22 protein-coding genes, 1 tRNA gene and 1 riboswitch are annotated in these 25984 nt (G+C 57.2%); of the genes, 12 read left to right on the top strand and 11 right to left on the bottom strand.

The features are described 5' to 3' along the window. Nucleotides 1–4 precede the first annotated feature (4 nt). Nucleotides 5–481 carry a TspO/MBR family protein gene (locus DW189_RS10790; protein ID WP_117508217.1) on the top strand — a complete coding sequence of 159 codons (477 nt, stop codon included), beginning with the start codon at nucleotides 5–7 and terminating at the stop codon, nucleotides 479–481. 94 nt (nucleotides 482–575) lie between these two features. Here DW189_RS10790 and DW189_RS10785 read toward each other — a convergent pair whose 3' ends face one another. Continuing rightward, nucleotides 576–1454, bottom strand: coding sequence for an arginase family protein (locus DW189_RS10785; protein ID WP_174760533.1), 879 nt, complete (start codon nucleotides 1452–1454; stop codon nucleotides 576–578). A 382-nt stretch (nucleotides 1455–1836) separates the two neighbouring features. Continuing rightward, nucleotides 1837–2039: riboswitch (cobalamin riboswitch) on the top strand. Nucleotides 2040–2321: 282 nt separating this feature from the next. On the opposite strand from DW189_RS10785, the gene DW189_RS10780 reads away from it, so the two are divergent. The 5 genes from DW189_RS10780 to DW189_RS10760 are packed head-to-tail and all read left to right on the top strand — an operon-like array spanning nucleotide 2322 to nucleotide 11266. Continuing rightward, complete coding sequence (locus tag DW189_RS10780) at nucleotides 2322–4331, top strand: DUF5074 domain-containing protein (protein ID WP_117508092.1); 2010 nt, start codon at nucleotides 2322–2324, stop codon at nucleotides 4329–4331. Between the two features lie 11 nt (nucleotides 4332–4342). Continuing rightward, nucleotides 4343–6067, top strand: a complete 1725-nt coding sequence (locus tag DW189_RS10775; RefSeq protein ID WP_022333048.1) for a PKD-like domain-containing protein — start codon at nucleotides 4343–4345, stop codon at nucleotides 6065–6067. Between the two features lie 4 nt (nucleotides 6068–6071). After that, nucleotides 6072–8099 carry a hypothetical protein gene (locus tag DW189_RS10770; protein WP_117508090.1) on the top strand — a complete coding sequence of 676 codons (2028 nt, stop codon included), beginning with the start codon at nucleotides 6072–6074 and terminating at the stop codon, nucleotides 8097–8099. Further along, the gene (locus DW189_RS10765; protein ID WP_172678680.1) at nucleotides 8086–9168 is read left to right on the top strand and encodes a YncE family protein; all 1083 of its coding nucleotides are present in this window, start codon (nucleotides 8086–8088) and stop codon (nucleotides 9166–9168) included. Before DW189_RS10770 ends, DW189_RS10765 begins: the two co-directional genes overlap by 14 nt. A 13-nt stretch (nucleotides 9169–9181) precedes the next feature. Further along, nucleotides 9182–11266, top strand: coding sequence for a TonB-dependent receptor plug domain-containing protein (locus tag DW189_RS10760; RefSeq protein WP_055202398.1), 2085 nt, complete (start codon nucleotides 9182–9184; stop codon nucleotides 11264–11266). A 293-nt stretch (nucleotides 11267–11559) separates the two neighbouring features. Here the strand turns inward: DW189_RS10760 and DW189_RS10755 are convergent. After that, a tRNA-Leu gene (locus DW189_RS10755) sits at nucleotides 11560–11643 on the bottom strand. A 65-nt stretch (nucleotides 11644–11708) separates the two neighbouring features. Further along, nucleotides 11709–13529 (bottom strand): excinuclease ABC subunit UvrC, encoded by a 1821-nt coding sequence (uvrC, locus tag DW189_RS10750; RefSeq protein ID WP_117508088.1) that lies wholly within the window; start codon nucleotides 13527–13529, stop codon nucleotides 11709–11711. Between the two features lie 182 nt (nucleotides 13530–13711). Between uvrC and DW189_RS10745 the strand changes: the two genes are divergently transcribed. Together DW189_RS10745 and DW189_RS10740 are read left to right on the top strand one after the other, a co-directional pair. Next, entirely contained in the window at nucleotides 13712–14638 is a 927-nt protein-coding gene (locus DW189_RS10745; RefSeq protein WP_117508086.1) for a hypothetical protein, read from the top strand. A 13-nt stretch (nucleotides 14639–14651) separates the two neighbouring features. After that, on the top strand, nucleotides 14652–16031 hold the full coding sequence (locus DW189_RS10740; RefSeq protein WP_117508084.1) for a DUF5723 family protein: 1380 nt from the start codon (nucleotides 14652–14654) through the stop codon (nucleotides 16029–16031). 418 nt (nucleotides 16032–16449) lie between these two features. On the opposite strand, the gene DW189_RS10735 is transcribed toward DW189_RS10740, so the two are convergent. Genes DW189_RS10735 through DW189_RS10725 form a run of 3 tightly spaced genes read right to left on the bottom strand, consistent with a single transcriptional unit; the run spans nucleotide 16450 to nucleotide 18505 of the window. Continuing rightward, entirely contained in the window at nucleotides 16450–17247 is a 798-nt protein-coding gene (locus DW189_RS10735) for a patatin-like phospholipase family protein (RefSeq protein WP_022333055.1), read from the bottom strand. Further along, nucleotides 17244–17963 carry a DUF169 domain-containing protein gene (locus DW189_RS10730; RefSeq protein ID WP_117508213.1) on the bottom strand — a complete coding sequence of 240 codons (720 nt, stop codon included), beginning with the start codon at nucleotides 17961–17963 and terminating at the stop codon, nucleotides 17244–17246. The genes DW189_RS10735 and DW189_RS10730 overlap by 4 nt, the downstream gene beginning before the upstream one ends. A 5-nt stretch (nucleotides 17964–17968) precedes the next feature. After that, the gene (locus DW189_RS10725; RefSeq protein ID WP_117508211.1) at nucleotides 17969–18505 is read right to left on the bottom strand and encodes a 5-formyltetrahydrofolate cyclo-ligase; all 537 of its coding nucleotides are present in this window, start codon (nucleotides 18503–18505) and stop codon (nucleotides 17969–17971) included. Nucleotides 18506–18623: 118 nt separating this feature from the next. Here DW189_RS10725 and DW189_RS10720 point away from each other — a divergent pair, with 118 nt between their 5' ends. The 4 genes from DW189_RS10720 (at nucleotide 18624) to DW189_RS10705 (ending at nucleotide 22541) form a co-directional block, all read left to right on the top strand. Next, on the top strand, nucleotides 18624–19328 hold the full coding sequence (locus tag DW189_RS10720) for a succinate dehydrogenase/fumarate reductase cytochrome b subunit b558 family (protein WP_022333058.1): 705 nt from the start codon (nucleotides 18624–18626) through the stop codon (nucleotides 19326–19328). A 33-nt stretch (nucleotides 19329–19361) separates the two neighbouring features. Next, the gene (locus DW189_RS10715) at nucleotides 19362–21308 is read left to right on the top strand and encodes a fumarate reductase/succinate dehydrogenase flavoprotein subunit (protein WP_055202395.1); all 1947 of its coding nucleotides are present in this window, start codon (nucleotides 19362–19364) and stop codon (nucleotides 21306–21308) included. A gap of 39 nt (nucleotides 21309–21347) precedes the next feature. After that, nucleotides 21348–22091, top strand: a complete 744-nt coding sequence (locus tag DW189_RS10710; RefSeq protein ID WP_055202393.1) for a succinate dehydrogenase/fumarate reductase iron-sulfur subunit — start codon at nucleotides 21348–21350, stop codon at nucleotides 22089–22091. A 228-nt stretch (nucleotides 22092–22319) separates the two neighbouring features. Then, entirely contained in the window at nucleotides 22320–22541 is a 222-nt protein-coding gene (locus DW189_RS10705; protein WP_018696602.1) for a hypothetical protein, read from the top strand. Nucleotides 22542–22566: 25 nt separating this feature from the next. Here the strand turns inward: DW189_RS10705 and DW189_RS10700 are convergent, their stop codons facing one another. From DW189_RS10700 to DW189_RS10680, 5 genes are read right to left on the bottom strand one after another with little or no spacing between them, the layout of a single operon-like run. After that, nucleotides 22567–23052, bottom strand: coding sequence for a DUF4252 domain-containing protein (locus DW189_RS10700; RefSeq protein ID WP_022331810.1), 486 nt, complete (start codon nucleotides 23050–23052; stop codon nucleotides 22567–22569). 17 nt (nucleotides 23053–23069) lie between these two features. After that, the gene (locus tag DW189_RS10695; protein WP_117508082.1) at nucleotides 23070–23963 is read right to left on the bottom strand and encodes a hypothetical protein; all 894 of its coding nucleotides are present in this window, start codon (nucleotides 23961–23963) and stop codon (nucleotides 23070–23072) included. A 19-nt stretch (nucleotides 23964–23982) separates the two neighbouring features. Beyond that, nucleotides 23983–24879 carry a hypothetical protein gene (locus tag DW189_RS10690; protein WP_022331808.1) on the bottom strand — a complete coding sequence of 299 codons (897 nt, stop codon included), beginning with the start codon at nucleotides 24877–24879 and terminating at the stop codon, nucleotides 23983–23985. A gap of 11 nt (nucleotides 24880–24890) precedes the next feature. Then, nucleotides 24891–25325 carry a hypothetical protein gene (locus DW189_RS10685; RefSeq protein ID WP_022331807.1) on the bottom strand — a complete coding sequence of 145 codons (435 nt, stop codon included), beginning with the start codon at nucleotides 25323–25325 and terminating at the stop codon, nucleotides 24891–24893. Beyond that, nucleotides 25300–25818 (bottom strand): RNA polymerase sigma factor, encoded by a 519-nt coding sequence (locus DW189_RS10680; RefSeq protein WP_232045624.1) that lies wholly within the window; start codon nucleotides 25816–25818, stop codon nucleotides 25300–25302. The genes DW189_RS10685 and DW189_RS10680 overlap by 26 nt, the downstream gene beginning before the upstream one ends. Nucleotides 25819–25984 lie beyond the last annotated feature (166 nt).

The raw sequence follows: 25984 nt of genomic DNA, 5'->3' as shown, positions 1-25984 counted from the left end.
CGCCATGAAAAAGATATGGGCCTATATTCTCCCGACAGCGCTGTGTTTCGTTCTCGGGGGACTTGCCGGATGGTTGCAGCAAGACGCGATCGAGGAATGGTATCCGCTGCTCGACAAACCGACGCTGACACCGCCCAATGCGGTTTTTCCGATCGCATGGAGCATCATCTACCTCTGCATGGGTATCTCGGGCGGGCTGGTACTGACCTCCGAAGCCCCCGCCCGTAAAAGTGCGGTGAGGCTGTGGTTCCTCCAGTTAGGGTGCAATTTCCTGTGGAGCATACTCTTCTTCGTCTGCCGCAGCCCCCTGCTGGGCATGGTGGACATCGTGGCGCTCGACGTCCTGGTGATTCTCTATCTCGTCCGCAGTGCAAACGTACGCGCCGCTGCCGCATGGCTCTTCGTCCCTTACCTCTGCTGGCTCCTCTTCGCCACCTACCTCAACGCCTATATCCTCGTTGCGAACGGGACGGGGCTGTAAACCGGGGAAAGGCGCGATGTGCAGCAGGACGAAGATTTGAAAAATCCCCGGGAAGGAAACTCCCGGGGATTCGACGGCGTATCGCATAAGGCGGCTATTCCAGCAACGGCAACCTGCCCAGCATATCCCTGAGCCGGATCGCCGTACGGGGCATCGGCTCGGCGACCGTAAGGCCCACCAGCTCCTTTTCAGCCGCAATATCGTTTATCACGCGGACGACCGCCTCTATTTTCATCCCGTCGGGATCGGTGCCGACCGCCGCAACGATCTCCGCCGGGTCGAGCACGTCCATATCGAAATGAACCACCACCTTCGACGCCCCGCACGATTTCAGCCAGGCCCGGAGCGCATCGCTGTCCGCAGCCACCTCTTCGGGGGTGAGATGCTTTATCCCGTACTGATGCTGGCGGGCCTTAATCTCGTCCCGCTCCCAGTTGCGCAACCCTACGAACAGGATCTTCGACGGGTCGAATGCGGCGGGCAGTTCCGCCACGATCTTCGCATCGCCGTGCCCCATGCAGGCCGTCACGGCCATGGCATGGTAGCCGGGATAGGGATCGCCCGGAAGCGTGATGTCGGGATGGGCGTCGATCCATACCATCGCCACGTCGCCGCCATATTTCGCGGCAAGGTAGGTAAACGGCACCACGCTCACAGAGCAATCCCCGCCCAGGGTCACGATCCTGCCGGGATCGCTCGCCCGCAGCATCCCCAGCGCGGCTTTCGTCTGCCGGAGGATAACGTCGCGGTCGAGTACACCGTCCGTCACCCTGCGTTCCCCGATCTGGGTGGAGACGGGAACGGTGAGCGTTTCCTGCCCGCCGCGGGGAGCCAGGAAGTCGAGCAGCTGCGCCCCGAGGTAATATCCCCGTGCGGCATCGTCGGGGTTCTCTACCTCGGGTACCATCGCCGCGACATTACCGCCCTGCCATTGCGGGTAGACCAGGCGGATCGTCGATGTATTTGTTTTCATAACTTCGCTGTTTGTCGGTACTTTTTGCTGCACTCCGCCAGAAACCACTCCGCCGGCCAGCACCCGGGCAACAAAAATCCTTTCATAGCGGGTTCGTCCCTTTTGCAGGACATGCAAAAATACGAAATGCCTCCGGGAGATGCAAGTACGTGCAAATTATTCGTATATCGATAAATTTACGGGATGGACAAATTGCGGAAATACGGCTGGCAGTTATTCGGGAAGCGTTATTTTTGCACAAAACCGATCTCTGCTGGAAGCCGCGCACAGGAGTAACGCATTTTACCCGGGCAGATCCCTACCGATACGGAAATTCTACGCCCTCCCGATTGCGAGGCCGGGCGATTTTTTTTGTGATTTGTATAACAATCAAAAAAAATAATTACCTTTACGCCGTTATGGTTCCTGCCCGGTATGCCGGACAGGATGAAAAGGGAATCCGGTGAAAATCCGGAACAGTACTCGCTGCTGTAAGTCCCCTCCTTCGGGAGAAGTTGTTTATCGTACTCTTTGCCACTGGTTTAGACTGGGAAGGCGCGATAAACGGGACGAGTCAGAAGACCTGCCTTAACGATTGATTTGCACCCGCGGGTTTCGGGTTGGAATCGAATGGTACGGTCGTCGTTATCGCAACGCACTCCCTCCCCGATTTGATTTTCAGCAGTTTCCTGTCGTGCAATCACCCGCGTGATTCGAATGACAATGGGAATAATTCATAACAGACAGGGTTATACAACGGGAGAGGCTAATCCGCGCCCCGTCCGGATCTCCTGTTCATCCTCTACGCTTGCCGCAGGCCGTCGCCTGTCGGCAGGCGTTTTTTATCCCCCGGAAATCAAACCGATTAATAATTAAAATCTGAAAAGCATGAAACAACTATTTACCCTTTTGGCAATAACCCTGTTCGGTGCTGCGACATGGAGCTGCTCGTACGACGACGACGATCTGTGGAAGGAGATCGACGGGATCAAGACCCAACTCGCGGAACTCAACAAAGAGGTTTCGGCGCTGCAAACGCTTGTGGATGCCCTGCGCCAAAGCAAGACGATCTCCGATGTGACCCAGACGGACACCGGATACACCATCACGTTCAACGACAACACCTCCGTTTCGATTGCCGACGGCAAGAACGGTACGAATGCCCCGGAGGTCGGTATCGACCTCTTCGAGGGAGGCTACTACTGGACGATCGGCGGCAAGGGCAACTGGCTGACCGATGCGAACGGCCACAAAATCCCGGTAGCTGGCAAAGATGGTTCGAAACCCGAAATGGCCGTCGATGCCGACGGTTACTGGATTGTGGACGGAGCGCGCATCAAAGATGCGGCCGGCAACGACGTAAAAGCGACGGGAAGCAACGGAAAAGACGGGGATTCGTTCTTCAAATCGGTCAGCGACGGCGACGATGCCGTAACGTTCACTCTGACCGACGGCACGGAAATCGTCATTCCAAAAACTTCGGTGTCCTCATTCTGTTTTGTACAGCCCGACGACGGCCGTTCGTACTTCGTATTCGACTTCGGCAAGAAAAAGACGCTGACGCTGAATACGACGGATGTGGAAACCGCCGACTTCATGAATATTCCCGAAGGGTGGAAGGCGTCGCTGAACCTTGCGAAAAATAGCGTAACCGTGCAGGCTCCGGCGGCTTCGGATGCAGCTTACTCAGGTGGCATCATCACGCTGATCGGGATCGATAAAAAAGGGAATACGGTCTTTGCCTCGGCCGACGTGTGCGCTTCGGTGGACTACACGGACAAGGACGGTACGTTCGTGGTCTGCGAAGGCAATATGACTTCAGTAAACGGTATGCTGGTCTACTACGACAAGGCCGGCAAGGAGTACCGGGAGGTATTCGAGCAGGCCAACGGCGGATTGGAGATCGGCAACGTCGTACAGGATATGTTCATGGCCAACGGAAAAATCTACCTGTTAACCCAGAACGGCGACCGCATGGGCGGCGCAGGCCGTTTCGTTGTGTGCGATGCCCGGACGATGCGCATGGAATTCGCCGACCCGCTGGTATTTAAAACCCCCGAAGACAAAGACACATGGCCTCAGCATCTGGTCGTTGTAAGTGCAACGAAAGCCTATGTTCAATATTCCGATTCAAGTATGGAAAGCACTTCGGGCATAGTCGCCCTGACCCTCGGTGAAAATTCGGTGCAAATCGGCGCGACCCTCGAAGGCACGTTCGGAGCCTTTACTTCGGTGGGCGCGATCAAAACCCGCATGGTCTATTCACGGGGTAAGATTTATGCGGGATGCGGACACAGCGTCGTTATCATCAATGCCGAAAGCGGAACGGTGGAAAAGCGGCTGACCTATGAGGGCCGGCAAGTAAAAGGCATCGTCAAAGGTGCCGACGGCAATATCTATTTCGCCCTTGCCGGAACCTATTCCGGCACGAGCCCGAATATGGGAACCCTGACCTCCGATCCGATGATCGTTGGCATCGATCACTCTGGCACGGTCGTTTCGGAAAAAGAACTTTCCGGAGGTGTTCGATTCCCGATCGCAACATGGTCTCCGGCTATCGGCATGTGCGCCAGTTTCACCGATCCTTATCTCTATTTTGTGGATACCGATGCTTTCAACGCCACGAGCGCAACGCGGTACAATTACCAGACGCAGACCGTCGATTACAAATATCTATCTGGAAATGAAACGATTTACGGCATTATGGGGCAGCATCCGACAACCAATGTGTTGTGGGTCGGCAAGTCGAGCTACGTCGATTCGAATATCTACACCTATGACGTGAGCGGAACTTCCGCCTCGGAAATCAACCATTTTTCCTATCCCACGCAGAAAGGTGCCAGCCCGGCCGGGATCGATTTCGTCTACCGTTTCTCCGAAGCGTATATTAACAAATAAAGCATAAAGAGATGAAAAAACTGTTATCCTGTTTATTTGCTGCGTTGTTCGTGTTGTCGTCCTGCAACAAAGACGATGTGATCGAGGTCGATTCGCAGACGGCCCCCCGTATCACGCTCGACAGCGAGAATGCGGTTTACACCATCAAATCAGGCCGGGAACTGACGATCAGCCCCACTTATGAAAACGCGGACAAGGCACTCTATGTGTGGAAAATCGACGGAAAAGTCGTCGGCACGCAACCCGCCCTTACGGTGTGCGAACAAACCGTAGGCGAGTTGTTCGTGCTCCTCCAAGTGTCGAATCGCTACGGCACGGCCTCCGAGGAGCTGCGTGTGGATGTGGTAGAACTGGAAATTCCGACGATCAGCCTGCCGGTTCCCGAAAAAGGGTATACGATTCTGGTCGGCAGTCCTCTGACGCTGAAACCCTCCGTAATCGACACCTCGATCCCCACGACCTGCACATGGAGCGTGAACGGCAAAGAGGTTTCCTCCGAAAAGGAATTTACATTCGACGCGTCCGAAGCCGGAGATTATACGCTCGAATTCGCCACCCGCAATGAGGACGGCGAGGACAGCAAGGAATTCGGGGTAAAAGTCTGCACGATCGACGAAATGCCGTTCGGCTGGACATTCGATCAGACGGTCTTCAACCTATCCGCCGGCCGCCGCATCCGTCTGATGCCTTTCGACATTACCAATGCGTTCGATGCCAGTTATACCTGGTCGGTAAACGGCAAACAGGTGCAACAGTCCTCCGATCCGGTATATATTTTCTCCGAATCGGCCGAAGGAACGTACACGGTCAAAGTCGAAATGAAAAACTCATATCTGACGGTTCCTCAGGAATTGACCGTCAATGTCTGCCCCGCAGAAGGCCGATACTACCGTGCCGGATCTCCGGCAAGCAGCAAGGATTGGAACAAGGTCTACGAGTTCCTTGCCGCTCCCGGACAATTCGTCAACGAACGTTATGACGTGACGACGATGGACGCAGCGTGCGCCTATGCCGAGTCCCAGATGAAACTCAACACCTATGTGTCGCTGGGAGCTTTCGGCGGCTATCTGGTAGTCGGCTTCGACCACAGCATTGAAAATGACGGCGGCTACAACATCGGCGTTTCGGGCAACTCGTTCGACGGTTCATCCGAACCGGGCATCGTATGGGTCATGCAGGACGAAAACGGCGACGGACTGCCGAACGACACATGGTACGAACTGAAAGGCTCCGAATACGGTAAGCCTGAAACGACACAGGATTATGCCGTGACCTATTACCGTCCACGCGCTGCCGGCATGGAGGTGCAGTGGACGGACAACAAGGGTGCGAGCGGTTCCGTCGATTACCTTTCGCAATTCCATACGCAGGACTACTATTATCCGGCATGGGTCGAGGCTGACAGCTACACGCTGCGCGGCACTTGCCTCAAGGCCAACAATTACGACCAGTCGGGCAACGGTTCCTACTGGGTCAATCCGGCTTACGACTGGGGCTACGCGGACAACTTCAGCCCGATCGACCGTCTGACCGACGATCCGAACTCCGGAGCGGGCGTCAACGCCAACCATTTCCGGATTTCCGACGCCGTCACTTTCGACGGCAAGCCCGCTGGCCTCAAATACATCGACTTTGTCAAGGTGCAGACCGGCATTCAGGCAAAAAGCGGCTGGCTGGGCGAAATTTCGACCGAAGTGTTCGGCGTATTCGATTACAACATGACCAAAAAGAAATAATACGATGAGAAAAATACTGATTCTGGCCGCAGCGGTTTTCGCGTTCTGCGGCTGCAACGACAAAGAGGAGAACCAGCCCTTTGCCGGCATCGACAACCACATCACTTCGTTCGCGCTCACCGCCAAGGACGGAACGGTATACCGCGCCGCACTCGTCGGCGACGAAATCGTGGTTTCCATTCCCCGCAATGTGTCGCTCGAAGGTGCTACTGCTGACTACGAACTTTGCGAGCAGGCGATCCTGTACCCCGATCCGGCGAGGATCACCGACTGGGACAACGAACACCGTTTCCGCGTCATGGCCTATAACCAGACCCTGCGCGACTACGCCTACTCGGTCAAGCGTAACGACGTTACGACCGGCAGCGTCGCACTGCCGACACAGGCCGATGTCGAAGCGTTCGCCGCAACGGGTGCGACGGTGATCGAGGGAAACCTCACGATCGGCGATTTTTCGGCCTGCGACGATCCCGTGACCGACCTTGCGCCGTTAGCCGGACTGACCGACGTGCGCTACAACATCGTCGTAGGCAACTCATTCGCCGGGGAAAAACTCTCCGGGCTCGAAAACCTGCGTTCGGCAGGCGGTCTGGTGTTGGGAACGGCCACCACGCCGCTTACGACCGCCCAGGATTTCGACGTGGTACTGCCCGCCCTCGAATCGCTCGGACAGCTCTCGGTAAACGGCAATACGGTCGCCAAACTCGACCTGCCGAAACTCGTATCGACGGGGACGGTCTATATCAATGCAGCCAAACTCTCCGTTTTCAATGTTCCGGCGCTGAAGGAGTGTACGGGCGATCTGACGATCCTCTCCGGCACAAATGCCTCGACCGGCAACAAGGCCCTGGCCGCACTCGGACTCTCGTCGCTCGAAAAAGTAACGGGTTCGCTGTCGCTCCAGTATCTCAGCGAATTGCAGTTATTGGAACTCCCGAAGATCGCCTCCATCGGCGGCAACTGCACGCTGACTTACCTGACACAGCTCAAAGTACTCAATATGCCGGAACTGGTGCATCTGGGCGGTGCATTTACCTGGAACTACCTGACGGCAGCGACCACATTCGCAATGCCGAAAGTTCCTTCGCTGGCCTCGTTCTCGCTCTCGGACAGTAGCTCTGCAGCCATGCTTTCCAGCATCGACCTCTCGTCGCTCGAAAAGGTACGTGCGGATTTTAAGATCGACACGAAATTTTCAAGCGACAGGCTCGAACTGCCCGCGCTCGAAACCATCGGAGGACAGTTCTACCTGCGCCACCTTTCTCTGATCGAAACACTCTCCATCCCCCGGCTCACGGCCTGCGAAAACATCTATTTTTACCAGTTGAACCTGCTGCCGTCGCTCGACCTGTCGGGCGTGGAGTCGCTCCCGAAGGTCGAACTGATCGCCTGTTACAAACTGGCGAAGGTCAGGGTTCGGAAAAATGCGCTGGGCGATCTGTCGCTGAACGGCGGTTCGAGAGCGTGCGACTTCACCGCACTCGAAGGCGCTGAAACCATCTCGGGAAAACTCAGCGTTTCCAATTATACGCAGAACGACCTGATTACCTTCCCCGGCATTAAATCCATCGGTACCTATTCGCAGTCGGGCGGCAAAGCCAGCGGCCAGACAACTGTTTCATTTCCCGATCTGGAGCAAGTCGGAACTTTCCAGATGAGCAGTTGTTCGTACCTCAAAAAACTCAGCGCCCCGAAACTTACCGAGGTGACGGACAAGTGGGACACGAGCTATATGCAGTATGTGGATGAAGGCGATCTCGAATTACCCTTGCTGCGCAAGATCGGGGTATTCAAATTCTGGGGCGGAACCTACTCCGGTGCGGCCAGCCAAATGAAGCTGACAGGCATGGCCGATTTCGCGGGCGTCACTGAAATCGGTTCGGTAGATATCAAATACTGGGGCAAGATGACCGATTTCTCCGGGCTGAAAAATGCGCTGCCGTCACTTTCGGCCGACAAGTGGAATGTCTCGGGCAACGGTTATAATCCGACCTGGGAGCAAATAACCGCAGGGGAGTATGTCAAGCCGTAGGATGAACCGCTTTATATTCATCGTCGCAGGCTGTTGTTCGGTTCTCACCGGCTGTATGAAGTGGGACTACGATCTCGGTCGGGAGATCGCAGTCCGCCCCGAGGTGGGACACGGGCTGTTCATCACCAACGAGGGGAATTTCCAATACGGCAATGCCACGCTCTCGTTCTACGACACGCAAACCCGTAAGATCGACAACGAGGTGTTCTTCCGCGCCAACGATCAGAAGCTGGGCGACGTGGCACAGTCGATGACGATGTACGGCGGCTTGGGCTGGATCGTCGTGAATAATTCGCATGTGATCTTTGCCATCGACCCCGTGACCTTCAAAGAAGTCGGGCGCATCACGAACCTCACCTCCCCGCGCTATATCCATTTTTTGTCGGACGAAAAAGCCTATGTCACACAAATCTGGGACAACCGCATTTTCATCGTCAATCCCAAACGGTTCGAGATTACGGGATACATCGACTGCCCGGGTATGACGATGGAAACCGGTTCGACCGAACAGATGGTGCAATACGGCAAATACGTCTACGTGAACTGCTGGTCTTATCAGAACCGGCTGCTGAAGATCGACACCGAAACGGACAAGGTGGTCGACGAGCTGGTCGTCGGCATCCAGCCCACGTCGCTGGTGATGGATAAGTACGACAAGATGTGGACGATCACCGACGGCGGTTATGAGGGCAGTCCCTACGGGCACGAGGCCCCCTCGCTCTACCGTATCGACGCCGCAACTTTCAGGATCGAAAAACAGTTCAAATTCAAATTCGGCGACTGGCCCTCGGAGGTGCAGCTCAACGGCGGACGCGACACGCTCTACTTCATCAACAACGATATCTGGCGGATGCCGGTGGTGGCCGATCACGTCCCCGTGCGGCCGTTCCTCAAATACAAGCAGACGAAATTCTACGGCCTGTCCATCGACCCCAACACGTCGGAAGTATACGTGGCCGACGCCATCGACTACCAACAGAAGGGGATCGTCTACCGCTATTCGCCCGAAGGAGAGTTGCTCGACGAATTCCGGGTGGGAATTATTCCGGGGGCTTTTTGTTGGTATTAAACCGATACGCAATATGAAGAAACCAATACTTCTGTTTATCGGTTTGTGCCTCGCCGCAACAATCACTGCACAAGAAAAACCGGCCGGCAACGGCTGGTGGAACAACAACCCCTCGCTGGTGATGCCCATTCGTGAGGTCGGTGTTACAGGAATTCGTCCGATGAAAGAGATCGGCGTACAAAAAACACAACTGGACACCCTCGTCCTGCACGAGAACATCGCCCTGTCGATGGCCGACGTGCTGACGTTCAATACGGCAATCTTCATCAAACAGTACGGCCGGGCCACGCTTTCTACCGTGGCATTTCGCGGTACGGCGGCATCGCACACGCAGGTGATGTGGAACGGCATGCGTATCAACTCCCCGATGCTGGGCATGACCGATTTTTCGATGATCCCGTCCTATTTCGTGGACGACGCGACGCTGCTGCACGGCACCTCGTCGCTCAACGTCGTGGGCGGCGGTCTGGGCGGGGCGATCACACTGGCGACCAAACCCGCCGATACACACGGATTCAAAATGCAGTATACACAGGGAATCGGCTCGTTCTGGACGACGGACGAATTTCTGCGGCTGACCTACGGCGACGACCATTGGCAGACCTCGACGCGCGTGGTCTACTCCTCGTCGCCCAACGAATTCAAGTACCGCAACCGCGACAAGAACGAAAATGTCTACGACGACGATAAAAATATTATCGACACCTACCACCCCATCGAAACCCACCGTGACGGCGATTTTCATGACTTTCACGCCTTGCAGGAGGTCTATTACAATACCGGCAAGGGCGACCGTTTCGGGCTGAACGCCTGGTTTCTCACCTCCAAGCGCGGCCTTTCACAAACGACCGTCGATTACGGCGATCCGAAGGATATTCTGCACCAGCAGCGCGAACGCACCCTGCGCAGCGTACTCTCGTGGGATCATCTGCGTCCTACATACAAGGTCGGAGCAAAAGCCGGTTACATCCACACATGGCTCGGCTACGATTACGCCCGTGACAAAGGTAACGGCGAATGGGCCTACATGATTACTTCGCGCAGCAAGGTAAACACGCTTTTCGCATCGGGCAACAGCGAATTTTACGTCGGCAAAAAATGGCTTTTCTCGGCCGACATTGCCCTGCACCAGCATTTCGCGAAAAATCAGGATCGCAACATCATCACCCAGCAGGGCGACAAGGCGGTGGTCGGTTACGACAAAGCCCGCACGGAACTATCTGCTTATATGACTGCCAAGTGGACGCCTACCGAACGGCTGGGCCTCTCGCTGGCGTTGCGAGAGGATATGTACGGCAAGGATTGGACGCCGCTCATTCCGGCATTCTATGCCGATTACATGCTCTCGAAAGCCGGAAACGTCCGGGCCAAGGCATCCATTTCGCGCAACTACCGTTTCCCCACGCTCAATGACCTTTACTTCCAGCCGGGCGGCAATCCCGACCTGCAGCCCGAACACGGCTTCACCTACGACGGCGGCGTATCGTTTGCCTTCGCCAAAGAGGGTCGGTACGCGGTTCACGGCGAGGCGACGTGGTTCGATTCCTACATCGACGACTGGATTCTGTGGATACCGCTGGGAGGCAAGCAGGATTTCTGGACGCCGAAGAACCTCAAAAAAGTACATGCCTACGGAGTGGAATTGAAGGCGGGCTTCGACCGAACCTGGAACCGTGACTGGCAAGTCGGTGCCGACGGCAATTTTTCGTGGACGCCCTCGATCAACGAGAGCGAGCCGATGAGCAAGGGCGACGAGTCCATCGGCAAACAACTGGTCTATGTACCGGAGTTCTCGGCGTCGGTAACGGCGCGGCTGGCATGGAAAAGCTGGCGGCTGCTCTACAAATGGTGTTGGTATAGCGAACGCTTCACCATGTCGAGCAACGACTACACGATCTCGGGATATGTACCTCCGTATCTTATGAGCGACATGTCGGTCGAAAAACTTTTCGCCGTACCCTGGGCTGATTTTTCCGTGAAGATCGCGGTCAAAAACCTGTTTAACGAGGAGTATCTTTCGGTGCTGGCTCGTCCCATGCCACGCTTGAATTTCGAGATTTTCCTCGACATACGCCCCAAGTGGGGTAAAAAAAGATAACTCTGCGGCGGCGGGCCTTTTGGTCGCGGTGAACCATTGCAAACATTTCTGCATTTGAATCCCGCCGCCGTTCGTTTACAATCTGTTCGCGGGAACCGGAATAATAGAGATTAGTAGCACGTTGTCTGCCATAACAACGCAATACTCCGGTTTCCGCAGACAGATTTTGCTGATTTTGTATTTTGAAAAAATAGAAAATCTTTACAGCAAACAGAGAAAGGGTCAATGCCCAATTCATGGCAAATAAAAAACGCCCATGATTTGATTATTAAATCATGGGCGTATTAAAAAAGTACCCGGAGCCGGGGTCGAACCGGCACGACATTGCTGTCATTGGTGTTTGAGACCAACGCGTCTACCGATTCCGCCATCCGGGCAAGCCTCTTCCGTAGAATCGGGAGGGCAAAGATAGTCGATTCTTCGCAATTTTCAAAAAATCCGGTTATTTTTCAAAGAAAGCCTTGATTTTTTTCGCCTTGGCGGGGCCGACCAGCGCTGTCAACTCCTCGAACGGTGCCGCCTTGACCTTGGCCACGGTGCGGAAATGTTGCAGCAGCGTACGGACGGTCTTGTCACCGATGCCTTCGATCTGTTCCAGTTCGCTATGGATAAAGGCCTTACTGCGTTTCTGACGATGGAATGAGACGGCGAAACGGTGCACCTCTTCCTGGATGTGCGCCAGAAAGTGGAAAAGGGGCGAAGTGGGACGGATGCCGACCAGGACAGGCGGGAATCCGCAGAGCAACTCGGAGGTGCGGTGGCGGTCGTTCTTAGCCAGCCCGGCGACAGGTATGTCCAGCCCGAGATACTCCAGCACCTCGTGAATGACGCCCATCTGCCCCTTCCCGCCGTCAGCAATAATGAGATCGGGCAGCTCGGCCCCCTCCTCCTGCAGGCGGCTGTAACGCCGGAAGACGACCTCGCGCATCGAAGCGTAATCGTCGGGGCCCTCCACGGTCTTGATGTTGAAATGACGATACTCCTTGCGTGCGGGTTTTCCGTCGCGGAACACCACGCACGAGGCTACCGGATGGGCCCCCTGCAGATTGGAGTTGTCGAAGCATTCGATGTGCCGCGGCTGGCGATCGAGGCGCAGTTCCTTCTGCAGGGCATTCATCAACCGCTCGGTATATCGTTCGGGATTTTTGATTTCGAGGTTCTTGAGCTGCTCGGCGCGGTAGATACGGGCGCTCTTCTGCGAGAATTCGAGCAGTTCGAGCTTTTCGCCGCGCTTGGGCACCGTGAAGGTCACACCGTCGAACAGCAGCGTCGTCGAAGGCAGGAACGGTACGATGACCTCACGGGCCAGCGTCCCGGCAATATGCTCGACGACATGCTGGATGGCCAGCGTCAGCATGTCGCGTTCGTCGCCCCCGACACCCGTCTTGAGTTTCACGGTATAAACGCCCACGACCGACCCGTGGCGGATACGCACGAAATTGCAATAGGCCACATCGTCGTCCGGAAGCAGCGAAAAAACATCCACGTCGACGATCTTCGCACTGACGATCACCGACTTGCCCGCATAGTTGTCCAGCGCATCGAGGCGCTGCTTGTAGCGCTGCGCCAATTCGAATTTCAATCCCCCGGCAGCACGTTGCATCTCCTGTTCGAGGTAGTTACGCACGGGGCGCAGGTCGCCCTTGAGCACCGCGACGACCATGTCGACGAGCCGGCCGTATTCCCCTTCGCCCTGCGCCCCGATGCAGGGGCCTTTGCAGTTGCCCAGGTGGTATTGCAGGCAGACCGTATATTTTCCCTTGGCGATCTGCTCGGGAGCGAGATTGAGTTTGCAGGTACGCAAGGGAACCACCTCGCGGATGAAATCCAGCACGCTGTGCTGCATCATCACCGATCCGTAGGGGCCGAAGTACTGCGACCCGTCGCGGTTCAGTTGCCGCGTCGACTGCACGCGCGGAAAATGCTCGCGGCGCACCACGATCCACGGATAGGTCTTATCGTCTTTGAGCAGGATATTGTACCGCGGCTGGAGGGTCTTGATGAGCGAGTTTTCCAGCAACAGGGCGTCGGTTTCGCTGTCCACGACGATATGGCGGATCTCGGCGATCTGCTTCACCAGCACGCGAACCTTGGGGCTGTGCTCCTTGCTCTGCACGAAATAGGACGAAACCCGCTTGCGCAGGCTCTTGGCCTTACCGACGTAGATGATCGTCCCCGAGCGGTCTACGAACTGGTAGACGCCCGGTGACAGCGGCAGCATCGCCACCTGCTCCCTGAGGTTGTTTTTTTCGGTTCCCGCCATAGCGTTAATCGCAATGCAAATGTAGCAATTATTTCACAAAACGCGCCATCCCCTGCGGCATGCCTCCGGCGCACGCAGAGATGGCCGCATTTGACACACGCATAAACTAAAACGTCTGATTTTTTGTTTTATTCGTCGGAACGGCATATATTTGCGGCACATTGAAAACAAACCCAAACCCTATGAGAAAATTTTTACCTTTTCTCTTCGCCGCAGCACTCGCATCGTCCTGTATCGACAACGCTTACGACCTGTCGAACGTGAACACGGACGATGTCACCATCGGCGACGAGGACTCGGAATACCGGCTGCCGCTGGCCACGGTATACGTAAGTATGAGTGAACTGAACGAAGGAGGTGCGGACATCAAAACGCTCTTCGACGAAGCGGACATCTGGCTTCCCTCGCCCCTGCCCGGAAACGCCGCATACGTCGACCTGCGGGAACTCCAGAACACCCCGGAGACAATCACGCCGCTGCTCGATGCACTGATCGACCAGATGATGGACGACGATGCCAAGATCACCGCCGTCGCCGACCTGCTGGCGGAAAAATACCTCTCGACCTTCCTGCCCCTGCTCCCCCCGAATACGGATCCGGCAGATTTCAAACCGGTCTTCATCGAAGCGTTCCGCAATATGCCGATGCTGCACGACCGGCTTTCGGGCGAGGTCAAATCCCTGGCCGGCAGCTACCTGACAGAGCTCAAAGTCCAGGATGTAACCTACGACATCGGTAAGATCGACATCGGCGGCGACGTGGTGGACATGCTCTGCGAGAATCTCGACAGTGAAGGCACCCCCAACCCCAAAAACACGCTGCACCTCTACGGCAGCATCACGAGCGCCCTGCCCGTGAGCCTGCGGCTCGTGCCCTATTTCTCGCCTACGAACGTCCGGTTCGACGTAACGGTCGAACCCGGCATAACGAACGAGATCAGGGAGACGCAACTTTTCGAAAGCGACCTGCGGCAGATCATCGAGGGTGCCGAAATCATCCTCCCCGTCTTGCTGGAGAAATACTATCCGGGCTACGATTTCACGTCCGATCAGCAAATCATCATCACCCTGCGCCTGATCAAGCGCGGCGGCCTGAAGCTCAACCTCTAATCCGGCACAGAACATGAAAAAAATATACGCATTCCTATTCACGCTGCTGCTGGCATCCGGCGCCGCGGCACAGAACCCGACGGCCTATTTCATGGAGGGGTCGACCCTCCGCAGCCAGTTCAACCCGGCTTTCGCCCCCTTACGCGGCTATGTCAACATCCCCGGGCTGGGCGGACTGGACATCAACGTGAGCGGCAACCTCTCGATCGACAAAATACTCTATCCGCGCAACGGAAAACTCGTCACGCTGCTCGACAGCTCCGTATCGACGGCCGACGCCCTTTCGGGACTCAAAGCCGACAACCTCCTGGGTCTCGACACGCGCGTAAACCTCATCGGGTTCGGCGCCTTCACCCGCAACCACAAGAATTTCTGGTCGTTCGACCTCAACGCCCGCGTCACGACCGACGCCACCCTGCCCTACTCGCTCTTCGACTTCCTGAAACGCGGCAATAGCGGCGACATCAGCGACATCGGCATCACGGCCGACAGCTATCTCGAAGCGGGTTTCAACTACTCTTTTCCGCTGCTCGACGACAAGTTATACATCGGTGTGCGGGCAAAATTCCTGATGGGCATGGCACGTGCGCGGATGTACTTCACGCAATTCAACGTATCGCACAACGAGGAACGCTGGCTGATCAACGCCGCGGGCGGACTGGACATCACGGCCGCAGGGCTCGACGTCAAGACCGAACTCAACGACCACGGCGAAGAGGTCTACAAGATGGACGACATCAGCCTCAAGCCTACCTCGCCCGCCGGCTACGGCTTCGCGGTCGACTTCGGAGCCACGTACGACATCCTGCCCAACCTGCAGGCATCGCTGGCGGTGAACGACCTGGGCTTCATCGGCTGGAGCAAGAACAAGAACGTAACGGGTTATTCGGCGAAGGAGCTCTCCTTCACGGGTGTGACGGTCACCGAGGACGGCACCGAGTCGCCCGACTTCGACATCGACGTACTGGAGTTCCACAAGGGCGCGGCCAAGAGCGTATCGCGCATGCTGCGTGCCTCGATCAACGCCGGCCTCGAATACGAGGTATGGCGCCATAAGATCGGCATCGGCCTGTTGTATACGGCCCGCGTGTGGGAATACAAGACCCTGCACAACATCACCGGGTCGGTCAATTTCCACCCGATCCGCTGGTTTACCGTCACGGGCAGTTATTCGGTGATCGACAACCGCGGCGGCGCCGTGGGGCTGGCGCTGAACCTGAACCCCAGCTGGATCAATTTCTACCTTGCCACGGACATCGTCACGGCCAAGCATACGCCCCAGTTCATCCCTATCAAGCAGAGCGTGATGAACGTCACGCTGGGCATCGGAGTACCGATCGGCAGACGCAGCCACCGTATCGCGGCCTATGTGTACGACAAGGATCGGCGGTAAACGAACGAACGGGAAACCCGGCCTTTTCAGGCCGGGTTTTTCTTATCAGGACGCCCGAAAATTCTGCCGAACCGGGCATAAAGACACTTGGAGTACGCAAAAAAGACAGCCTGCGGCAACAAACGCACCCTCCCTTTCCATATTTTAGGCGCACCCATACCATAATCGGGCAATGGCATTGGTTTATCGGAAACTTTATTTATCTTTGCAATGTAGAGATTACGAAAGCATTTCTCAGGGGACGATCCCATTTTCCTGCCCCGGATGATTTTGCGTTTAAATATTGCGACGGCCCCTCAAATCTGTGTGAAGTTGCGTCACTACTTTTGAATTCTTCAAAATCACGGGCCGTCGCAATCTTTTTATCCCCTTAAACAAAAATCATGCCATAGCCCATCCGATTTTCCTCGCCCCCAGTCTATCCCGCTTCGACGAGGCTACGCTCCAGTGCGGCACGCGTCGCCATGCGGCCGGCCTCGACAATTTCCCGGGCGCGGTAGAATTCAAAAATCCCGAAACGGTCGGCAGGCATCTCTATCAGCAGGTCGGGCTTGTAAAGCTTGCACATCAGGCGTGCGATATGCTGCTGCATGATCTCCGACGATGCGGTAATCACCTTATAATAGTTCAGCGAAGCCTTGTTGCGGACGGCCATCTCCTCCGAGAACGGGGCGCTCACATCCACGGCGACCAGGACGTCGCCCGGTTCACGGCGCACCCGGTTCAACGGCAGCGGATTGACCGTACCGCCGTCGACCAGCACCTGGTTCCCCCGGCGTACGGGACGGAATACCGACGGGATGGAGATAGACGCCCGGATGGCATCGTACAAGCCTCCCCTGTCGAGCACGACTTCGCGCCCCGTCAGCAGGTCGGCGGCAACCGCGGCGAACGGCAGCGGCATCTTCTCGATCTTCACGTCGGGCACCAGCTCCTTCATGGCCCGCATCACGCGGTCGCCCTTGACGAGTCCCTCGGTGCTCAGCGCAAAATCGACCAGCCCGAAAACCTTATACTTGTCGAGCGTATACATCCACTCCTTGAAGGGTTCGAGATGCCCCGAGGCATACATGCCCCCGACCAACGCCCCCATCGAAGTGCCGGCCACAGCATGCACCTCGAATCCCTGACTCTCCAACTCCTCGATCGCCCCGATATGGGCAACACCACGCGCGCCGCCGCCCGCAAGCACCAGCGCAGCCCTTCTTTTTTTCATAAATTCATCTTGTTTATCCGCTCCCGGACTTTATCCCACGCATGGGTTCCGAACAGACAGCTTGCACGCATCGTGCCGCATATCCCGGCAAAACGCGACATCGGAATAACGAAACACAATTCGTCCGCACCGACCCACGGGCGCACCGAAGGATCGAACAGCCCCAGGAAACACCTGCGGCCGCCGTTACGGTTTTCCCGCACGGCCTGCGACACCACGGTACTGCATCCCGAGCCGAACGGCGCCGCAACGGCATCCGGGGCGTCGTTGTCGAACCCGGCCCATGTCACGAGCCCCGCCAAGACGTCTGGCGTAGCGAAGAATAGCACGCCTTCCGCCCCGTCGAACGTCCCCGCCGCATCCACACGCACGAACTCGAGCCACGCCTTCGGCCCCGGCCGCAGGTCGAGCGCAGCGATGAAGTCCAGCACCATTTCGGGCGTCTGCTTATAACGCTCCTTGAGCGAGACGAACTGCGGGACGAATTCCGGCATGGGGCTGAAACCCGTATAGAACTTGCCGCCCCCGCAACCGATATTCGAGGCGTTGAGCCCCACGGGCCGCCCGTCACGCGCCTCGGCCAACGCCTTGAAAAAACACCCGCCCGCCTTTGCGGCGGGGCGCAGCGGTTCGTCCGTATAGCGAAACAGCAGGGGCAGCTCCGGCACCGGGCCGAAAGCCTCGCGGAAAGCGGCGACAAATTCTCCTGTCTGCATGGCATTCATCCGTTTGTAATTACATAATCCATAAATACGTCGTGCGGTTCGACGGGCAGTGCCCCGACCAGCTGGTGGGCGTAGCAGACCCCGACCTTCACGCCCCGGAACCCGGGCTGCGAGAGGTATTTGTCATAAAACCCGCGGCCGCGGCCCATGCGGGCACCGGCTTGCGTAAATGCCGTTCCAGGAACGACGATCAAATCTATTTCGGACGGTTCGCACGGCATTGCGTCCCCGTCCGGTTCGGCGATCCCGAAGGCCCCCGCACGGAGTGCCCCGGGTACGTAATCGAAGAACCGCATCGCGTCGCCCCCGACCCGGGGGACGACGATCCGCCTGGCGGAGCCCCACCGGGCAAGCGCCTCCTCCGTCGCGGGTTCGTCGGGCAGGGCACAGAAAAACGCCACGCACCGCGCTGTCCCGAAAGGCCCCGATTCCGCTACCCGGCGGAAGATCCGCCCGGATGCCGCCGCACGTTCTTCGGGGGAGAGGGACAGGTTCTGTTTTTTCATCGCTGCACGCAGCTCTTTTTTAGTCATAAAACCCTCCTTTTCGGCATAAAATTCCCGGCCGTTTCTATTGTTATTCTGCAAACAATGGCTATCTTTGCGTCCGGGAACACAAAACTTTAACAAATATAAACAAATTTAAATCATTATGAGCTGTTTTTTATCTAATTCCTCGCTCGGCAAGAAGTTGGTGATGAGCGTAACGGGGTGCTTCCTCGTGCTCTTTATCCTTTTCCACATGTCCATGAACATTGTGGCGATCATCTCGCCCGAGGCTTACAACATGATCTGCGCACTGCTGGGGGCCAACTGGTACGCGCTGGCCGGTACGCTCGTACTGGCGGCAGGCGTGGTCATCCACTTCATCTACGCCGTCATCCTGACGCTCGAAAACCGCAAGGCACGCGGTTCGCAGCGCTACGCCGTAACGGTCGTGGAACCGGGCGTCAAATGGGCTTCGAAAAACATGCTCGTACTGGGCTTCATCATCCTGGGCGGTTTGGCACTTCACCTGTTCAATTTCTGGGCTAAAATGCAGCTCGTCGAAATCATGGGCGGCCATGAGAATTCGCTGGGCTTCGGCGCTGCCGACGGCGCTTCGCTGATCGCCTACACCTTCTCGCAGTGGTATTACGTGGTGATCTACCTCGTGTGGTTCTTCGCCCTCTGGTTCCACCTCACGCACGGCGTATGGTCGATGTTCCAGACGGTAGGCTGGGCCAACGACACGTGGTATCCCCGCCTGAAATGCATCGCCAATATCGTAGCGACGATCATCTTCCTCGGCTTTGCCGCCGTCGTGGTGGTTTACTTCATCAAGAGCATCTGCCCCTGCTGCGCAGGCGCCTGCTAACCGATTATCCAGAACAATAAACACACAACAGATATGGCTTTTAAATTAGATGCTAAAATCCCTGCCGGCGCTCTCGCAGAAAAATGGAGCAACCACAAGGCAGCTATCAAGGTCGTAAGCCCCGCGAACAAGCGCAAGCTCGACATCATCATCGTCGGAACCGGCCTGGGCGGTGCTTCCGCAGCCGCTTCGCTCGGTGAACTCGGATATAACGTAAAAATATTCTGCATCCAGGATTCGCCCCGCCGCGCGCACTCGATCGCCGCACAGGGCGGTATCAACGCTGCGAAGAACTACCAGAACGACAACGACTCGGTATACCGCCTGTTCTACGATACGATCAAGGGCGGCGACTACCGCGCACGCGAAGCCAACGTATACCGCCTGGCCGAGGTTTCCAACCTCATCATCGACCAGTGCGTGGCCCAGGGCGTACCTTTCGCACGCGAATACGGCGGCCTGCTGGCCAACCGCTCGTTCGGCGGCGCACAGGTATCACGTACGTTCTACGCCCGCGGCCAGACGGGCCAGCAGCTCCTGCTGGGCGCTTATTCGGTACTCAACAAGGAAATCGCAGCCGGCACGGTGAAAAGCTATCCGCGCCATGAAATGCTCGACATCGTCATCGAGGACGGCGAGGCAAAGGGTATCATCGCCCGCAACCTCGTCACCGGTGAGATCGAGCGCCACGGCGCACACGCCGTGGTGATCGCCACGGGCGGATACGGCAACGTATTCTTCCTTTCGACCAACGCCATGGCATCGAACGGTTCGGCTGCATTCCAGTGCTACCGCAAGGGCGCCGGCTTCGCCAACCCCTGCTTCACGCAAATCCACCCGACCTGCATCCCCGTACACGGCGATCAGCAGTCGAAGCTGACGCTCATGTCGGAGTCGCTGCGCAACGACGGCCGTATCTGGGTTCCCAAGAAACTCGAAGACGTGAAGGCCATCCGCTCGGGTGCCAAGAAACCGTCGGACATCGCCGAGGAAGACCGCGACTACTACCTGGAGCGCCGTTACCCGGCCTTCGGTAACCTCGTGCCGCGCGACGTGGCTTCGCGTGCCGCCAAGGAGCGCTGCGACGCAGGCTTCGGCGTGAACGAAACGGGGCTGGCCGTATTCCTCGACTTCAAGACCGCCATCGAGCGTCTGGGCAAGGATATCATCAAGCAGCGCTACGGCAACCTGTTCGACATGTACGAGGAGATCACCGACGTGAGCCCCTACGAGCAGCCGATGCAGATCTTCCCCGCCGTGCACTATACCATGGGCGGCATCTGGGTCGACTACAACCTGATGACCACCATCCCCGGCCTGTATGCCATCGGCGAGGCCAACTTCTCCGACCACGGTGCCAACCGCCTCGGCGCCTCGGCGCTGATGCAGGGTCTGGCCGACGGTTATTTCGTACTGCCTTACACCATCGGCGACTACCTCTCGCACAAGATCCAGGCTCCGAAGGTGAAGACCGACACCAAGGCCTTCGACCAGGCTGAGAAGGAAGTCAAGGAGAAGATCGCCAAACTGCTCTCGATAGGCGGCAAGCAATCGGTAGACGATATTCACAAGAAACTCGGCCACATCATGTGGGAGAACGTCGGCATGGCCCGCACCAAGGAGTCGCTCGAAAAGGCGATCACCGAGATCCAGGCACTCCGCAAGGAGTTCTGGAAGGACGTGAAGGTCGTAGGCAAGGAAAACGACTTCAACGTCGAGTTGGAAAAGGCGCTCCGCCTGGCCGATTTCCTGGAACTGGGCGAGCTGATGGCCCGCGACGCACTCAACCGCGAGGAGTCATGCGGCGGCCACTTCCGCACGGAGCACCAGACCGAGGAAGGCGAGGCCAAGCGCGACGACGAGCACTTCGTATATGCCGCCGTATGGGAGTACAAGGGCGAGGACGCAGCCCCCGAACTGACGAAAGAACCGCTGAACTTCGAGTTCGTACACCCCGCACAGCGCAACTACAAAGACTAACCGTTTGACGTTGTAACACTTTAATAACAAATTGAAATTATGAATTTTACATTAAAGATATGGCGTCAAAAGGACGCTAAAGCAAAGGGTGGTTTCGAAACTTACAAAGTCGAAAACATCTCGGCCGACACCTCGTTCCTCGAGATGCTCGACATCCTCAACAATAACCTCATCCACGAGGGCAAGGAGCCCGTGGCATTCGACCACGACTGCCGCGAAGGTATCTGCGGCATGTGCTCACTGCACATCGACGGCCATGCCCACGGCCCCAGCCAGGCGGTCACGACCTGCCAGATCTACATGCGCAAGTTCAAGGACGGTGCGACCATCACCATCGAGCCCTGGCGCTCGGCAGCGTTCCCCGTCATCAAAGACCTCGTGGTGAACCGTTCGTCGTACGACCAGATCCTGCAGGCGGGAGGTTTCATCTCGGTACGCACCAACTCGGTGCCCGACGGCAACGCCATTCCGATTCCGAAGGCCGATGCCGACGAGTCGATGGACGCCGCCGCATGCGTAGGCTGCGGAGCCTGCGCCGCGACCTGCAAGAACGGTTCGGCCATGCTTTTCGTCGCTGCCCGCGTATCGTCGCTCGCCAAGCTGCCGCAGGGCCGCGTGGAGGGTGCACGCCGCGCCAAGGCGATGGTCGCCAAGATGGACGAACTGGGCTTCGGCAACTGCACCAACACGGGTGCCTGCCAAGCCGAGTGCCCCAAGTCGATCTCCATCGCGCACATCGCACGCCTGAACCGCGAATTCCTCTCGGCAAAATTCGAAGACTAAACGGACATATGCGACCGGCTTTCCCCGCTTTGCGGAAATGCCGGGCAGACAAAGGGGAGGGACTGCATTGTCCCTCCCCTTTTTTATTGTATCGTTATGCAAACTCCGCTTCCGGTTCTCAATATGCGCCCCGGCCATACCCGGCCGTCGTCTCGCGCCAATGCCGGACGCGGGAAGGCAGACGGTACCATTTTTGCGGCGACGGATGAAATACAAAACCGCAATGCCATGGAAAGAATTGTAGAATTTCCGACCGATCGCACCGTCATCTCCACCGAAAACAACGGGTTCGCAGGCGACGAACGCGACGAAACCCTGATCGACGAAAATCTCGTGGAAACCGAGATCCCGCTGGCGGACAGGATCCCGGGTGCCGTCCGGGAGACCGAAGAGGGCGACAGGCCGATCTATGACGAAGAAGGATACCGGAACGATCCGGGCGGGGAGTAAAACGGAGCCGGCGAAGCCCCAGCCTTTATTGCGGGCGGATCGACGAAAGCCGCGCCACCTGCTTGAGGTCGAACTCGCCGTAGATGTTCACCACGACGGTTTCCTTCGCACCGTAGGTAATCATCACCAGCTCTGACTTGACCGACAGGGCCGTTTCCCGGATATAGAACTTCGTGGTCTGCCCGTCCTCCGTACCGGAGGTGACGGGCTGGAATTTCCGGTCGGCGGCGACGGCGGCCTCGGCATCGCGCACCAGCATCCCGCTGTCCCCGCCTTTGAGAGCAATGATACGGATATACTCAATGTCCTTCAGTAATACGGCAAGTCCTTTATCCCCCCTTTGCGCGGCCTGACGGCTCATCATCTGCATCATCTTCTGCTCCAGCAGCACGCTGGTAAATCCTTCGGAGGCATCGTACCGCCGGAAGAAATTGTCCACGGAGCTGCTCTGCGCCGATACAGACCGCGGCAGGAAGAGGCAAAGGGCAAATATCAATAACAATCGTTTCATGGATTCCGTGATTATAATTACATGAGCAGCGAAATGCCGAAACTCAGCGTATGGCACTCGGGGCCGCCCCCCTTCTTGAAAAGGGGCGTCACACCGTAACGGACGAAAACACCGACACCGCTATAGGAAACCGAACCGCCCACACCGAACTGATATGTCCGCAATCCCGAAAGCTCGTACTGCACCTTCGGCTTTTTATGCAGTGAAGTCAGCTCGATCCCGAAGTCGGAATACGCGATGGCCGACACCTGAAAATTCCTGAAAGGCTTGTAAATAAGCCTCAGAGGAATACCGAGCGACGAAGTGACGAACTTCGATTTGTCGGCCGGTTCGTCCAGCGCCACGGGCAGGAGGCGTCCATGTTCGTACCCAAGGCGGATTTGCGCATCGGAAAGCCGGTAATTATCCACGGCAAAATTCAAATCTGTGGCAAAATAGAGTGTACGGTTGCGGTTCAGAGCAACCTGCACCTGTAAAACCGAGGCTGCGACATGGATCGAACTCCCCAGCTTCTGGTCGAGAAAACCCTTCTCTTCGGGGGCATAACCGTCGTAATCGACCCCAACCAGTTGCGAGAACCCGAATTCACCACAGTTGAACAGATAGAGTTTCACACGCCCCGACCGGGTCACCACATCGGCGTACTCCGGTTCCGGGGCACGCCCCAGTATAATCCCGAACCCGGCCACCTCGAGTATGACATTGCCCTCGCGGTCTGCTCCGCGCAGTGCCATCAGGTCGTTGCCCACCGTATCGATCCTCCGCAACGTATCGAGCCCCAGTGAATCGCGGTTCATCGCCATAACGGGCCGTTCGCAGGTTCCTCCCCGCTGCACACGGAGTTCACCTTCGGTCTGCGCCGATACCAGCCAAGGCAAAAGCAGAATAAGTGCCAATAATAATCTTTTCATAGCCATTCCGTTTCAGGTTTTACAGCGAGAGCGAATAGGCAAACCCGAACGAGACCGTATGGCAGTCGGGGCCGGCATCGTGCTTGAACAGCGGCGTGATACCGTAACGGGCATAAAGGCCGAACCCGCGGTATGCGACCGACGCACCCAGGCCGAACTGGTATGCCCGGAATCCGGACAAACTGTGCTTCTCCTTCGGTTTTTTATAGATGGCATCCGCCCCCAGCATGAAATCGGAATAGGCGACGGCCGTGATCCGGAGGCGTTTCACAGGCTCGTAGATCAACCGCACGGGAATACCGAGCGAGGAGGTGACCGCCTTCGACTTGTCGGCCGGTTCGTCCAGAGCTACCGGCACTAGGCGTCCGCCGATGTTGCCAAGGGTGATTCCCGAATCGGCAAGGCGAATGTTGTCGAGCGTGTATTGCAGGCCGAGGCCGAGGCTGAGCGTCCGGCTCCGGTTCAGCGACAGGCATATCTGCATGACCGAGAAACTGAAATGGAACGACGGGCCGAGTCGCTGGTCGAGGAACCCCGCCTCACCGGGGGCATAGCCGGAATAATCGACCCCGGTCAGCTGCGTAAAACCGAACTCCATATCGCTGAGCAGGTTGAGCCAAACCCGGGGCGATTTCACCTCCATCTTCTGCATCGGGGTATGCCCCAGCCGGAGGCCGAAGCCGGCGACTTCGAGCACCATGCTGCCGTCGCGTCCCCCGTCACGCAGGGTCACCAGGCCGTTGTCGACCGTGTCGATACGCCGCAGCGTGTCGATACCCAGCGAGTCGCGGTCGACGGTTTCGATGGTCACGGGTTTCCCGTCGGCACGGCGGAAACGAACCGAGTCGGCGTTCTGCGCCGCAACGGGTGAAAAGGCCAGGAGCAATACCCCCGCAAAAACAAACAGTTTCTTCATGACATATCATTTTAATCGTTCACAATCAATTCTTCGACCAGATGCTCAGGGTCGGCGAACTCGGAAAAACCCTGCAAATAGACCGTCGTCCGCATGGCGACGTCCTTGTCGTAGACCGCTTGCCCGTCGATGTAACAATAGGGGCGGCGCATGTACTCCACGCACAGAAAAAGGCCGAGCGCCACGACGGCCGCTGCCGCGATCCCGCACAGGCGCAGGAACCTCCGCTTCCTGCCGGGTCTATGCCCGAAGGCCTGCACCCGCTCGGGCAGGCATTCCCCGGCAAGTCCGTCCATGCCGCAGAACATCGCCCGGGCATAGCGCAAACCGGGATCCGTTTCCCCCTCCCGGAAATAAGCCTTCAGTTCCTGCTCTTCGGCATCGGTCGTCCGCGCCTCGAAATAGCGCTCCAACAACTTCTCAATCCGTTCTTTCCGCTCTTTCATCGTCCATCATTTTTTTCAGTATTCCCCTCAGTGCATTGCGGGCGCGGGAGAGGATCACGCGCACCTGGGCTTCGTCGCAAGCCACCATGCCGGCAATCTCACGGGTCGGATAACCCTCGATGTCCTTCAGGTACAACACCTCGCGCTGCCGCCCGGGCAACTCCGCCATCGCACGGCGCACCAGGTCACGCGCTTCCCACCCTTCGGCATCCCCCGTCGTCGCACGATCCGCCCATCCTGCCACAGCATTGTTGCGGCGCCCGTCCGCCCGCCGCCGGCGCAGGCAATCGTAACAACGGTTGCGCACGGCTGCCATCACGAAGGAAGCGATGTCACGGCAACCGTCGAGCCGCCCCCGCTCCGTCCACAACCGCTCCAGCAGGTCGTGCGTCACGTCCTCGGCCTCGTCGGCGCAAAGCAGCAGGCTTTGTGCATAACGGAACATACGGTCGCGGAGCGGCACAACGTAACGGGTGAATTCGAATTCCTTCATTGTATTTGTAAGACGAAGCAGCCGGGCAAAACGCAACACCGGATCGGTAAATATCGTAATTTTTTCCTCAATAGAAGCCTTTCCGATCCCATGCCGGAGCTCCTATAATATATAATATAGGTATTGCAAAAAAATGCAGATTTTTTGAAGAAATTTAGTACTTTGT

Source organism: Alistipes sp. AM16-43 (genome assembly GCF_003435745.1).
GTDB classification, from domain to species: domain Bacteria; phylum Bacteroidota; class Bacteroidia; order Bacteroidales; family Rikenellaceae; genus Alistipes; species Alistipes onderdonkii.
Note: the sequence above shows the minus strand (reverse complement) of the source record. Positions and strands in the feature narration are given on the sequence as shown.

Excerpts from the sequence above, each read along its gene's own strand:
- DW189_RS10790 (WP_117508217.1), top strand. The coding sequence starts at position 5 with ATGAAAAAGATATGGGCCTATATTCTCCCGACAGCGCTGTGTTTCGTT.
- DW189_RS10785 (WP_174760533.1), bottom strand. The coding sequence starts at position 1,454 with ATGAAAACAAATACATCGACGATCCGCCTGGTCTACCCGCAATGGCAG.
- DW189_RS10780 (WP_117508092.1), top strand. The coding sequence starts at position 2,322 with ATGAAACAACTATTTACCCTTTTGGCAATAACCCTGTTCGGTGCTGCG.
- DW189_RS10775 (WP_022333048.1), top strand. The coding sequence starts at position 4,343 with ATGAAAAAACTGTTATCCTGTTTATTTGCTGCGTTGTTCGTGTTGTCG.
- DW189_RS10770 (WP_117508090.1), top strand. The coding sequence starts at position 6,072 with ATGAGAAAAATACTGATTCTGGCCGCAGCGGTTTTCGCGTTCTGCGGC.
- DW189_RS10765 (WP_172678680.1), top strand. The coding sequence starts at position 8,086 with ATGTCAAGCCGTAGGATGAACCGCTTTATATTCATCGTCGCAGGCTGT.
- DW189_RS10760 (WP_055202398.1), top strand. The coding sequence starts at position 9,182 with ATGAAGAAACCAATACTTCTGTTTATCGGTTTGTGCCTCGCCGCAACA.
- uvrC (WP_117508088.1), bottom strand. The coding sequence starts at position 13,529 with ATGGCGGGAACCGAAAAAAACAACCTCAGGGAGCAGGTGGCGATGCTG.
- DW189_RS10745 (WP_117508086.1), top strand. The coding sequence starts at position 13,712 with ATGAGAAAATTTTTACCTTTTCTCTTCGCCGCAGCACTCGCATCGTCC.
- DW189_RS10740 (WP_117508084.1), top strand. The coding sequence starts at position 14,652 with ATGAAAAAAATATACGCATTCCTATTCACGCTGCTGCTGGCATCCGGC.
- DW189_RS10735 (WP_022333055.1), bottom strand. The coding sequence starts at position 17,247 with ATGAAAAAAAGAAGGGCTGCGCTGGTGCTTGCGGGCGGCGGCGCGCGT.
- DW189_RS10730 (WP_117508213.1), bottom strand. The coding sequence starts at position 17,963 with ATGCAGACAGGAGAATTTGTCGCCGCTTTCCGCGAGGCTTTCGGCCCG.
- DW189_RS10725 (WP_117508211.1), bottom strand. The coding sequence starts at position 18,505 with ATGACTAAAAAAGAGCTGCGTGCAGCGATGAAAAAACAGAACCTGTCC.
- DW189_RS10720 (WP_022333058.1), top strand. The coding sequence starts at position 18,624 with ATGAGCTGTTTTTTATCTAATTCCTCGCTCGGCAAGAAGTTGGTGATG.
- DW189_RS10715 (WP_055202395.1), top strand. The coding sequence starts at position 19,362 with ATGGCTTTTAAATTAGATGCTAAAATCCCTGCCGGCGCTCTCGCAGAA.
- DW189_RS10710 (WP_055202393.1), top strand. The coding sequence starts at position 21,348 with ATGAATTTTACATTAAAGATATGGCGTCAAAAGGACGCTAAAGCAAAG.
- DW189_RS10705 (WP_018696602.1), top strand. The coding sequence starts at position 22,320 with ATGGAAAGAATTGTAGAATTTCCGACCGATCGCACCGTCATCTCCACC.
- DW189_RS10700 (WP_022331810.1), bottom strand. The coding sequence starts at position 23,052 with ATGAAACGATTGTTATTGATATTTGCCCTTTGCCTCTTCCTGCCGCGG.
- DW189_RS10695 (WP_117508082.1), bottom strand. The coding sequence starts at position 23,963 with ATGAAAAGATTATTATTGGCACTTATTCTGCTTTTGCCTTGGCTGGTA.
- DW189_RS10690 (WP_022331808.1), bottom strand. The coding sequence starts at position 24,879 with ATGAAGAAACTGTTTGTTTTTGCGGGGGTATTGCTCCTGGCCTTTTCA.
- DW189_RS10685 (WP_022331807.1), bottom strand. The coding sequence starts at position 25,325 with ATGAAAGAGCGGAAAGAACGGATTGAGAAGTTGTTGGAGCGCTATTTC.
- DW189_RS10680 (WP_232045624.1), bottom strand. The coding sequence starts at position 25,818 with ATGAAGGAATTCGAATTCACCCGTTACGTTGTGCCGCTCCGCGACCGT.